At 72.6% G+C, this 11442-nt stretch carries 8 protein-coding genes; 5 read left to right on the top strand and 3 right to left on the bottom strand.

Annotation, left to right across the window (positions count from 1 at the left end; all coding sequences use genetic code 11):
• Positions 1–114 precede the first annotated feature (114 nt).
• On the bottom strand, positions 115–2334 hold the full coding sequence (locus tag HCJ92_RS06910) for an NADP-dependent isocitrate dehydrogenase (RefSeq protein WP_167932553.1): 2220 nt from the start codon (positions 2332–2334) through the stop codon (positions 115–117).
• A gap of 262 nt (positions 2335–2596) precedes the next feature.
• Entirely contained in the window at positions 2597–3925 is a 1329-nt protein-coding gene (locus HCJ92_RS06905) for an aspartate aminotransferase family protein (RefSeq protein WP_167932552.1), read from the bottom strand.
• A gap of 109 nt (positions 3926–4034) precedes the next feature.
• Between HCJ92_RS06905 and HCJ92_RS06900 the strand changes: the two genes are divergently transcribed.
• The 3 genes from HCJ92_RS06900 (at position 4035) to HCJ92_RS06890 (ending at position 6765) form a co-directional block, all read left to right on the top strand.
• Positions 4035–5000, top strand: coding sequence for a LysR family transcriptional regulator (locus HCJ92_RS06900; RefSeq protein WP_167932551.1), 966 nt, complete (start codon positions 4035–4037; stop codon positions 4998–5000).
• A gap of 209 nt (positions 5001–5209) precedes the next feature.
• Positions 5210–5992 carry a MerR family transcriptional regulator gene (locus HCJ92_RS06895; RefSeq protein WP_167932550.1) on the top strand — a complete coding sequence of 261 codons (783 nt, stop codon included), beginning with the start codon at positions 5210–5212 and terminating at the stop codon, positions 5990–5992.
• Positions 5993–6192: 200 nt separating this feature from the next.
• The gene (locus tag HCJ92_RS06890; protein WP_167932549.1) at positions 6193–6765 is read left to right on the top strand and encodes a DinB family protein; all 573 of its coding nucleotides are present in this window, start codon (positions 6193–6195) and stop codon (positions 6763–6765) included.
• A 207-nt stretch (positions 6766–6972) separates the two neighbouring features.
• On the opposite strand, the gene HCJ92_RS06885 is transcribed toward HCJ92_RS06890, so the two are convergent.
• Positions 6973–7941 (bottom strand): DUF368 domain-containing protein, encoded by a 969-nt coding sequence (locus HCJ92_RS06885; RefSeq protein ID WP_245240653.1) that lies wholly within the window; start codon positions 7939–7941, stop codon positions 6973–6975.
• A gap of 731 nt (positions 7942–8672) precedes the next feature.
• Here HCJ92_RS06885 and HCJ92_RS06880 point away from each other — a divergent pair.
• On the top strand, positions 8673–10367 hold the full coding sequence (locus tag HCJ92_RS06880; RefSeq protein ID WP_167932548.1) for a threonine/serine exporter family protein: 1695 nt from the start codon (positions 8673–8675) through the stop codon (positions 10365–10367).
• Positions 10368–10668: 301 nt separating this feature from the next.
• Positions 10669–11163: an inorganic diphosphatase gene (locus tag HCJ92_RS06875; protein ID WP_167932547.1), complete on the top strand. Its 495-nt coding sequence runs from the start codon at positions 10669–10671 to the stop codon at positions 11161–11163.
• Positions 11164–11442 lie beyond the last annotated feature (279 nt).

The following is an 11442-nucleotide window of genomic DNA, read 5'->3' as shown; positions in this document are numbered from 1 at the left end:
GACGGCGGGGGAGGCGGACCCTGTCGGGGTGCCTCCCCCGCCGTCGGCGGTGGTGCGGGGAGCGGGGCGGCGGGGCCGGAGAGCAACCCCCGGCCCCGCCTCACCCCACCCGCGTCAGCCGAGGGTGGCCAGCGCGTCGTTGAAGGTCTTCGACGGGCGCATCACGGCGGTGGCCTTGTCGAAGTCGGGCTGGTAGTAGCCGCCGATGTCCGCGGCGTTGCCCTGCACCGCGGCCAGTTCGGCCACGATGGTCTCCTCCTGCTGCGACAGGGTCTCGGCGAGCGGGCCGAAGGCGGTCGCCAGGGCGGCGTCCTCGGTCTGCTTCGCCAACTCCTGCGCCCAGTAGAGCGCCAGGTAGAAGTGGCTGCCGCGGTTGTCGATGCCACCGATGCGACGGCTCGGCGACTTGTCCTCGTTGAGGAAGGTCGCGGTCGCCCGGTCGAGGGTGTCGGCCAGGACCTGCGCGCGGGCGTTGTCGGTGGTCTGCGCGAGGTGCTCGAAGCTGACGGCCAGCGCCAGGAACTCGCCGAGGCTGTCCCAGCGGAGGTAGTTCTCCTTGGTCAGCTGCTGCACGTGCTTCGGGGCGGAGCCGCCGGCGCCGGTCTCGAAGAGGCCACCGCCGTTCATGAGCGGCACGACCGACAGCATCTTGGCGCTGGTGCCCAGTTCCAGGATCGGGAACAGGTCGGTCAGGTAGTCGCGCAGCACGTTGCCGGTGACGGAGATGGTGTTCTCGCCGCGGCGGATGCGGTCCAGGGAGTACGCGGTGGCGTCGACCGGCGCCTTGATCTCGATGGTGAGACCGTCGGTGTCGTGGTCGGCCAGGTACGTGGTGACCTTGGCGATCAGGTTGGCGTCGTGGGCGCGGGTCTCGTCCAGCCAGAAGACGGCCGGGTCGCCGGTGGCGCGGGCGCGGGTCACGGCCAGCTTCACCCAGTCGCGGATCGGGGCGTCCTTGGTCTGGCACATGCGCCAGATGTCGCCCTCGCTGACCGCGTGCTCCAGCACCGCGTTGCCGTCGGCGTCGGTGACGCGGACGGTGCCGGTGGTGGGGATCTCGAAGGTCTTGTCGTGGCTGCCGTACTCCTCGGCCTTCTGCGCCATGAGGCCGACGTTCGGGACGGTGCCCATGGTCGCCGGGTCGAAGGCGCCGTTGGCGCGGCAGTCGTCGAGGACGGCCTGGTACACACCGGCGTAGCTGCTGTCGGGCAGCACGGCCAGGGTGTCGGCCTCGCCGCCGTCCGGGCCCCACATGTGGCCGGAGGTGCGGATCATCGCCGGCATGGAGGCGTCGACGATGACGTCGCTGGGGACGTGCAGGTTGGTGATGCCGCGGTCGGAGTCGACCATGGCCAGCTCCGGGCCGTCCGCGAGCTCGGCGTCGAAGGACGCCTTGATCTCGGCGCCGTTCGGCAGGGACTCGACACCCTTGAGGATGCCGCCCAGGCCGTCGTTGGGGGTGAGGCCGGCGGCGGCGAGGGTCTCGCCGTGGGCGGCGAACGTCTTCGGGAAGAAGGCGCGGACCACGTGGCCGAAGATGATCGGGTCGGAGACCTTCATCATGGTGGCCTTGAGGTGCACGGAGAACAGCACGCCCTCGGCCTTGGCGCGGGCGACCTGCGCGGCGAGGAACTCGCGGAGGACGGCGACGCGCATGACGGCGGAGTCGACGACCTCGCCGGCCTGGACCGGCACCGACTCGCGCAGCACGGTGGTGGAGCCGTCGTCGCCGTGCAGCTCGATGCGGAGCTCGCCGGCGTTCTCGACGACCGCGGACTTCTCGGTGGAGCGGAAGTCGTCACCGGTCATGTGCGCGACGTTGGTCTTGGAGTCGGAGCTCCACGTGCCCATGCGGTGCGGGTGGGCCTTGGCGTAGTTCTTGACCGAGGCGGGGGCGCGGCGGTCGGAGTTGCCCTCGCGCAGCACCGGGTTCACGGCCGAGCCGAGCACCTTGCCGTAGCGGGCGCGGATGTCGCGCTCCTCGTCGGTCTTCGGCTCGTCGGGGAAGTCCGGCAGGTCGTAGCCCTGCGCCTGGAGCTCGGCGACGGCGGCCTTGAGCTGCGGGATGGAGGCCGAGATGTTCGGCAGCTTGATGATGTTCGCGCCGGGGGTCTTGGCCAGCTCGCCCAGCTCGGCGAGGGCGTCCTCGATCCGCCGGCCCTCGGCCAGACGCTCGGGGAAGTGGGCGATGATCCGGCCGGCCAGCGAGATGTCCCGACGGTCGACGCCGACCCCGGCCGTCGCCGCGTAGGCGCGGACGATCGGCAGGAACGAGTACGTCGCCAGGGCGGGTGCCTCGTCGGTATGGGTGTAGATGATGGTCGAGTCAGTCACCGCTACTCCGCTCCACGTCTGCAACATTGCTTGACGTCAAGATATCTCGGAGCGGCGCCGGGCGCGAAGGTGCCCCTGCCGGGTGGGGGCGGATCTCGCCGTCGGTGACCGGACATGCGCGGCGGGGTGTCCGGCAGGGTGCGCGGCGGGCTGTCCGAGGGCGTGCGCGGCGGCCGGTCCGCCCCCGTTCGACCGGACCGCCCGCCGCGCTGCTCACCGCCCCCCCGCACCGTCCGCCCCGCGCCTCGCCCCGTCCGGGTGCTCAGCCGCCGGCGATGGCCTCGTCCAGGATGGAGAGCCCGAGCGCCAGCTCCTCCTCCGTCGCGGTCAGCGGCGGCGCGATGCGGAGCACCCCGCCCATGCCGGGCAGCTGGACGATGTTCATGTGCAGCCCCAGCGCCAGGCACCGCTCGGTGACCCGCGCCCCCAGCTCGTCCGACCCCTGCTTGGTCTCGCGGTCGCTGACCAGCTCCAGGCCGACCAGCAGCCCCCGGCCGCGCACGTCCCCGACCACCGGGTGGCGCTCCGCGATCTCCGTCAGCCCCACGCGCAGGAACTCCCCGAGCGTGCGGGCGCGTTCGTCGAGTCGCTCCTCGGTCAGCACGTCCAGCACGGTGTTGCCGACCGCCGCCACCAGCGGGTCGGCGACGTGCGTGGTGAAGAAGAGGAAGTCCCGCTCGTACGCGCGCTCCTCGATCTCCGCGCTGGTGATGACGGCCGCCAGCGGCAGGCCGGCGCCGAGCGTCTTGGAGAGGGTGAGGATGTCGGGGACGACCCCGTCCCGCTCGAAGGCGTACCAGGTGCCGGTGCGGCAGAGCCCGGTCTGCGCCTCGTCCAGGATCAACAGCATGCCCCGCTCGCGGCACTTGTCGCGCAGCGCCGCGAAGTAGCCCGGCGGCGGCTCGATGATGCCGCCGGAGCTGAGGATCGGCTCCACCAGGCAGGCGGCGAGACTGCCGGTCGACTGGGCGTCGATCAGGTCGAAGCCGAAGTCCAACTGGCGGCGCCAGTCCAGCGAACCGTCCGCGTGGGTGAAGTCGGGGCGGTACGGGTTGGGCGCCGGGATCGCGAAGTTGCCGGGCGCGCCCGGACCGTAGCCCTTGCGGCCCGCGCTGTACGTCGCGGAGGCCGCCGCCTGCGTCATGCCGTGCCAGGAGCGGGCGAACGACACGATCTCGTGCTTGCCGGTGACCAGCTTCGCCATCCGCACCGCCGCCTCGTTGGACTCCGCGCCCGTCGTCAGCAGCAGCGCCTTCTCCAGCGGGTCAGGCAGCGTTCCCGCGAGCCGCCGGGCGAGGTCGACCACCGGGCGGCTGAGCATCCCGCTGTACAGGTGGTCCAGCGAGGCGACCTGGCGCTGCACCGTCTCCACGATGCGGGGGTGCGAGTGGCCGAGGATCGCGCTCATCTGGCCCGAGGTGAAGTCGAGGATGCGGCGGCCCTCGGCGGTGGTGACGAAGCTCCCCTCGGCGCTCTCGATGATCTCCCGCGTGAAGGGGGAGCCGTACCGGACGAGGTGCCGGTCGGCGTCGTTCCAGAAAGCTTCGGACGTGTCGGCGGACGGGGCGGCGGCGGGCTTCGCGGTCGTCATGCTCCCGACGGTAGAGCCGCCCCCAAGAACGCGTCCATCACACATTTCGGCCGCTGCTGTTCGGTACAGCCGAACAGTGCACCCCCGCGCGGGCCGCCACAATGGGGCGATGATGAACCCGTGGCGGCTGCGGCTGCTCAGCCAGCTGGACACCCTCGGCACCGTCCGGGCGGTCGCCCACGCCGCCAACATGAGCCCGTCGAGCGTCTCCCAGCAGCTGGCGGTCCTGGAGAGCGAGACCCGCACCCAGCTGCTGGAGCGCACCGGGCGGCGGGTGCGGCTGACCTCGGCCGGGCTGATCCTCGCCCGCCGCGCCCGCGCCCTGCTCGACCACATGGCCGACGTCGAGGCGGAGCTGCGCGGCTTCGGCGAGGAACCCGCCGGGCCGGTGGTCCTCGGCGCGTTCCAGAGCGCCCTGCACACCATGGCCGTCCCGGCGGTGACCAGCCTCGCCGCCGCCCACCCGCAACTCGACATCCAGCTGGTGCAGTTGGAGCCGCACGAGAGCGTCCCCGCGCTGCGCGTCGGCGAGGCGGACATCGTCATCACCACCACCGACTTCGACGAACAGCCGCTCGGGGACGACCTCGACCTCGTCCCGCTCGCCACCGAACCCGTCCTGCTGGTGGTGCCGCCGAACGACCCGGCCGCCGGGCGGGGCGGCGCCGACCTCGCCGCCTACGCCGACCACGCCTGGTCGTTCGACATGCCGCAGACCTACATGGCCAACCTCGCGTTGCGCCTCTGCCGCCAGGCCCGGTTCGAACCCCGGGTGGCCTGCCGGTTCGGCAACTACATGATGGCGTTGCAGCACGTCGAGGCCGGGCTGTCCGTCGCGCTGCTCCCGGCGCTGGCCGTCGACCCGCGCTACCGGGTCGCCACCCGCGAGCTGGCGACGCCCGTCACCCGCACCATCACCGCCGCCGTCCGCTGCGGCTCCCCGCCGCGAGCGGCCGTCCGCGCCGTCCTCGACGCCCTGCGCACCGGCCCCGGCCTGCCGGCCGCACCCGCCGCGCCGACCCCCGCTGAACGCCCCGCCGATCGGCGGGGCGCCACGGGCTTGCACCTCACGTGACGTGAGGCGGCACCGTGGACGACGTCAGCGACCGTGAGGCGGTGCGCGACGCGGCCCGACGCCGCGCCCGCGCCCCGCACCGGGGCTGTGAGCAGCAGCGGAACCGGTGCCACCCTGGCCGCAGGCGCCGCGTCGGCAGACGCGGGCCGACGGCGGACGGCCACCGGCGACGGGCAGCGGCATCGGCAGCAGGAACGGAGGAGGAGAGGATGACGGAGCGGGCACTGTCCGTGGGACGCGTCGCCGAACTGGCGGGCGTCACGGTGCGCACCCTGCACCACTACGACGAGATCGGGCTGCTGCGCCCCGGCGGCCGGTCGAGGGCCGGCCACCGCCGCTACGACGACACCGACCTCGACCGCCTCCAGCAGATCCTCTTCTACCGGGAGCTCGGCTTCCCGCTGGAGGAGATCGCACCGCTGCTGGACGACCCCGGGATCGACCCCGTCGCGGAGCTGCGACGACGGCACCGGTTGCTGACGGACCGGATCGAGCGGCTGCAACGCATGGCCGCCGCAGTGGAACACGCCATGGAGGCGAAGAAGATGGGAATCCAGCTCACGCCGGAGGAGAAGTTCGAGGTCTTCGGTGAGTCCTACTCCGAGGAGTACGAGACCGAGGCCGAGCAGCGCTGGGGCGACACCGCCGCCTGGGAGGAGTCCCAGCGGCGCACCGGCTCCTACACCAAGGAGGACTGGGCGCGGATCAAGGCGGAGACCGACGCGCTCAACCAGCGGATCGCCGCCGCGCTCGCCGACGGCGTCGCCGCCGACTCCCCGCAGGGGATGGCGCTGGCGGAGGAGCACCGGCAGCAGATCTGCGGCAGTTTCTACGAGTGCGGGTACGAGCTGCACGCCTGCCTGGGGGAGATGTACGTCTCGGACGAGCGGTTCACCGCCACCTACGACGCCGTCGCCCCCGGCTTGGCCCGCTACCTGCGTGACGCCATCGTCGCCAACGCCGCCCGCAACGCCGCCCGACACACCGCCTGAGCGGCGCCGTCCGCGGGCGCCCGCCGCGGCCCCGGGTCTGCACCACCCGGCGCCCGCACCGTCCGGCCCGCGAGCCCCCACCGCCACCCCGCCCGCGCCTTCGCCGGAGGCGCGGGCGGGGTGCATCCGGCCTACGCTCGAAGGAGTCGGGCGGACGCCGCCGGCGCCCGCAGCACCACCGAGCGGACGAGGTGACCCGCATGCCCACCGTGGTGGAACCCGAGGCCCGTGGCGACGAGCGCGCCGCGCTGCTCTCCTACCTCGACGCGCAGCGCGGCGGGCTGCGCAGAGCCGTCTACGGCCTGACCCACGAGCAGGCCACCAGCACCCCGACCCCGAGCGTCCTGTCGGTCGCCGGCCTGCTGAAGCACGTGACCGTCGGCGAGCAGGACTGGATCACGATGATGAGCGGCCACCCGGCCGACCCCCGCGACCCGGAGACGCGCCGCCGCTGGGAGGACAGCTTCGGCCTCGGCCCCGACGAGACCGTCCCCGGCCTGCTGGTCCTCTCCGACGAGGTGGCGCGCCGGACCGAGGAGACCGTGCGGGCGCTGCCGTCGCTGGACGAGATGTTCGACCAGCCGCCCGCGCCCTGGGACCCGGGAGGGACGCGCTCCTGGCGCTGGGGGCTGCTGCACCTGATCGAGGAGGACGCCCGCCACGCCGGCCACGCGGACATCATCCGCGAGGCGGTCGACGGCAAGGGCGCGTTCCAGCTCGTCTTCGAGACGGGAGCCGCCCCGGAGCCCGACTGGTCGATGCTGGAACAGTGACCAGTCGGCGTCCGCCCCCGGCCGCCGTCGCGTACCGGCAGCGCCCGGCTGCCCGCAGCACGCACCATCGCCCCGCCGGCACCGCCCCGGCCTTCGCCCCCCGCACACGACTCCGCCCACCCCGCAGTAGCGGGACGGGCGGAGTCATGATGTCGATCACGGATCGGGTCGCGCCGCTGCCGCTCGCTCCCCGTCCGCCGGCGGCGGTCAGTGGCGCGCGGACGTCCTCGCGTGGCGACCACGGCCGCGGGTCGGGTTCTCCTTGCGGTGCGCGATGACCAGCACCACGGTGACGACCACGAAGCCGAGGACCATCAGCCCCACGGTCTGCGGCACGTCCGTCGTCGGCGCGTGCAGCGACCGGTCGTCCTCCGGGCCCTGCCAGGGCCACAGCGCGCGCAGCGCGCCCGCCATGACACCGGTGAGGACCACCAGTGTCATGTGGTGGTAGTTCTCCAGCAGCCAGCGCAGCGTCTTCACGGCCACCGCGAGGCCGATCAGCATGCCGAGAGCGAAGGTGCCGATGTACGCGAAATCGCGGTTGTTGAGCGCGTCCATCGTCGGCTCGTACATGCCGAGGGCGAGCAGCAGGAACGAGCCGGAGAGTCCCGGCAGGATCAGCGCCGTGACCGCGATCGCGCCGGAGCCGATCACCACCAGCGGGTTGTCGGCGGCACCCGCCACGGAGAGCGAGGTCAGCCAGAACGCCAGACCGGCGAAGACCAGGGCGACACCGTAGTTGGCGCCGCTCCACCGCTGGCCGGAACCGCTGTAGGGGATCCACAGCGAGGCCATGACCAGACCGAAGAACAGGGCGTACGCGTACTGCGTGTGGTCGGTGACCAGCGGCGCGAGGAGCCGGGCGCTCAGCAGCAGGCCGGCGACCATGCCGATCATCAGGGGGATGAGCAGGCCCCAGTCGACCCGCTTGACCTCCACCATGGTGCGGCGCCAGCCCTGGCCCGTCACCAGCAGCCGCACCGCGGTGGTCAGCTGGCTGGCGGCGCCGATGAGGCGCTCGAACACACCCACGATGAGAGCGACGGTGCCGCCACTGATACCGGGCAGCGCCTCGGCCACACCGATCAGGGAGCCGCGGAAACCGTTGAACACGCGGCTGTCCGGGCTCTTCTCCGGGGTCGTGGCCTCCGAGGGGGCCTCCGAGGTCATGGCCATGGTCTCCACTCAGCGGTAGATGAGGTAACCGAGGATGTGGCCGCGCACGGGGTGGCCCCCGGGCACCGCGGCTCCCCTCATCCTATGCTTCACGAGAATGGGCCCTCATCGGGTGTTTGGGAGTTCGCGTCCGAGGTGGTCGCGGCCCCGGACGCGGCACCTCGCGGGGGCGGAGCGCCGCGACTCGCGCACAGTCGACGCCGGCCGCGACCGCCAGGCGGGCACGAGTGCCGCGGACGGGCGGCGGTCGCCCCGGTGCGTCGGCGCCATGCTCGACGGGCCGGACCACCGCGACCGGCGCCAGCCGGACCGAAGGAGCAGCGAAACACGTGGCCGGGGAGCAGAAGCCGCCTGGTGAGAACACCGGGAGGAACGGACAGCGTCGCGCAGACGACCGGACATCCGGGAGGACCCCCGGAGACGGTGCCGAGAGGAGTCGGCACGGGCGCACGAACGGTTCAGCAGATCGCACTGACGAGCGTCAACGCCGAACTGACGCCCGGTCCGACCGATCCGGCGGCAACCGCCCGGGCGCCGCGGTCCGGGCGGAGGACGAGCGCGCGGATACCGGGAGTAACGGTTCTGCGACCGGAGGTAACGGTTCTGCGTCTGCCCGCCCGGACGACGAGGACACCTCCGGCGGCTCGTCCGGCCCTGCCGAGGCGTCCGGCTCCACCACCGGCAGCGGCGGGGGCGGCCCCTACCACGCCCCCTGGGACGAGCGCGACGAGATGACGACGCCGCAGCTCATGCCCGTGCTGCGGCCACCCGACGAGGAGCACCACACCTCCGAGTTCGCGGTGCCCGAGGGGCTGGAGCTGCCATCCGTCGAACAGAGTCAGCAGGGCTCGGAGTTCTCCCTCCCCAAGGGGATGAACCCGTCGGAGCAGGCGCAGCAGACCTCGGGGTTCATCGTTCCCGAAGGGCTCACCACCGCCCCGCCGACCGAACCGCGCAGCGAGTTCCGGTACAACGCCGACTGGGCGTCGACCCCCGCCAACGGCATCCGCTCCCCGCTGCTGGCGAAGGGGCTGCCCTGGCACGACCGGATGCGCACCATGGTCCGGCTGCCGCTCTCCGAACGGCCCGCGCCGGAACCGCAGGCCGCGCCCGAGGGCGACGAGGAGACCCCTCCGCTGCCGGTGCCCCGCGTCCTGGACCTGACGCTCCGTATCGGTGAGCTGCTGCTCGCCAGCGGCGAGGGCGCCGAGGACGTCGAGACCGCGATGTTCGCCATCGCGCACGCCTACGGCCTCGACCGCTGCGAGGCGACGGTCACCTTCACCCTCATCGGCATCACCCACCAGCCGTCCCTCGTGGACGCGCCGGTCTCGCTCAGCCGCACCGTCCGCCGCCGCGGCACCGACTACAACCGGCTCGCCGCCGTCTTCCGGCTGGTCGACGACATCAACAGCGGCACGATCACGCTGGAGGAGGCGTACGGCCGGCTGGCGACCATCCGACGCAACCGCCACCCCTACAGCAAGATGCAGCTCTCGCTCGCCGCCGGACTGCTGGCGGGCGCCGCGTCCACCCTGGTCGGCGGCGGGGTCCTCGTCTTCGTCCTCGCGGTCAGCGGCGCCATTCTCGGCGACCGCATGGCCTGGGTGCTGGCGAGCCGAGGGCTCCCGGAGTTCTATCAGTTCGTCGCCGCCGCGATGGCGCCCGCAGCCATAGGGGTCTCGCTCGCCGCCGTCCACCCTGGCCAGCAGGGACTCATCCAGGCGGCTGCGGTCATCACCGGCGGTCTGTTCGCCCTGATCCCCGGTAGAGCCCTGGTGGCCAGCGTCCAGGACGGCCTGACGGGTTACTACATCACCGCCGCCGCCCGCATGCTGGAGGTCTTCTTCCTCATCGCCGGCATCGTGCTCGGCGTGCTGTCGGTCCTCTACATCGGCGAGGTCTCCGGCGTCAGCCTCGACCCCGAGACCGTCGAAGCGAAGATCCGGCCCGCAGTGCAGCTCGCCGCGGCCATGCTGCTCGCGCTGGCGTTCTGCGTGATGCTCCAGCAGGACAAGAGCACCGTCGTCATCGCCACCCTCAACGGTGGCGTCGCCTGGCTCATCGTCGCCTCCATGCGGGACACCGCCGACCTGTCGCCGTTCGCCGCCACCCTGGTCGCCGCCGGCCTCGTCGGTCTCTTCGGACAACTGCTGGCGCGGTACCGGCTGACCTCGTCACTGCCCTACGTGACGGCCGCGATCGGCCCACTGCTGCCCGGTGGGGCGACCTACTTCGGTCTGCTGGGCCTGGCCCAGGGCGACATCGCCACCGGCGGCCAGCAACTGCTGCGCGCGGCCAGCATCGCGCTCGCCATCGCCATCGGGGTGAACCTCGGCAACGAGATCGCCCGACTGTTCATCGGGACCCCCGGCATGGTGACGCCCTTCGGCCGCCGTGGCGCGAAACGTACCCGCGGCTTCTGACGCACCGTCGCCGGAGCCGGGGTCGTCGGTGAGGTCGAACTGCTCCCCCGGTACGGCGGCGGCGCGCTCCCCCGTGCGCTGCCCCGCGTCCCAGGGGCCGGCGAGCGAGACGGTGGCCGCCGCTGCCATCAGACCGGCGACGGCGGAGACCGCGGTCAGCCGCCAGGTGTCCCGGTGGCGCCGCGCGGCGGCCCCCCGTACCGGAATGTGCACCCTCCACCAGCCCCTTTCGCACGCACACCCTTGCGTGGGGGACACTTAACCACCTGATCGACCGCCCAGAAGTCTAAGGAGCCTCCCCGTGGAGTTCGACGTCACCATCGAGATCCCGAAGGGTTCGCGGAACAAGTACGAGGTGGACCACGAGACCGGCAAGATCCGGCTCGACCGCCATCTCTTCACCTCGACGGTCTACCCGGCGGACTACGGATTCGTGGACAACACCCTCGGCGAGGACGGCGACCCGCTGGACGCCCTGGTCCTGCTCGACGAGCCGACCTTCCCCGGCTGCCTGATCCGCTGCCGCGCCATCGGCATGTTCCGCATGACCGACGAGGCCGGCGGCGACGACAAGCTGCTGTGCGTGCCCGCCTCGGACCCGCGGATGGAGCACCTGCGCGACATCCACCACGTCAGCGAGTTCGACCGGCTGGAGATCCAGCACTTCTTCGAGGTCTACAAGGACCTGGAGCCCGGCAAGTCCGTCGAGGGGGCCGACTGGGTCGGCCGCGTCGAGGCCGAGGCCGAGATCGAGCGCTCCTACAAGCGCCTGGTCGACTCCGGCGACAAGCACTGATCGCGCGGGCCTCGGCCCGCCCGCACGGTCCGCCGCCCGGCGGCGGCCGTGCACCGCTGCGCCCGACGGGGGCGCCGTGTCCACGCGACACGGTGCCCCCGTCGTCGTTCCCGGGGCCCCCGTTCCCGGGGCCCGTCTCCCCCGGTGGCGGTACGCGGCGCCCGGGCCGGCGCCCTCACCAGCCTCCCGGTCTCCGTGCTCACTCCGCGACGCCCGCGGGAAGAGCGTGTCGAGCAGGTCGGAGCCGACCTCCCCCTTGTCGAGCCAACGGTCGGCGAG

Source organism: Streptomyces spiramenti (assembly GCF_012034385.1).
Taxonomy (GTDB): Bacteria; Actinomycetota; Actinomycetes; order Streptomycetales; family Streptomycetaceae; genus Streptomyces; species Streptomyces spiramenti.
This window is presented reverse-complemented; position numbering and strand designations above follow the sequence as displayed.

Coding starts and splice junctions, on each gene's coding strand:
- HCJ92_RS06895 (WP_167932550.1), top strand. CDS start 5,210: ATGACGGAGCGGGCACTGTCCGTGGGACGCGTCGCCGAACTGGCGGGC.
- HCJ92_RS06880 (WP_167932548.1), top strand. CDS start 8,673: ATGACGACGCCGCAGCTCATGCCCGTGCTGCGGCCACCCGACGAGGAG.
- HCJ92_RS06890 (WP_167932549.1), top strand. CDS start 6,193: ATGCCCACCGTGGTGGAACCCGAGGCCCGTGGCGACGAGCGCGCCGCG.
- HCJ92_RS06900 (WP_167932551.1), top strand. CDS start 4,035: ATGATGAACCCGTGGCGGCTGCGGCTGCTCAGCCAGCTGGACACCCTC.
- HCJ92_RS06885 (WP_245240653.1), bottom strand. CDS start 7,941: ATGGCCATGACCTCGGAGGCCCCCTCGGAGGCCACGACCCCGGAGAAG.
- HCJ92_RS06905 (WP_167932552.1), bottom strand. CDS start 3,925: ATGACGACCGCGAAGCCCGCCGCCGCCCCGTCCGCCGACACGTCCGAA.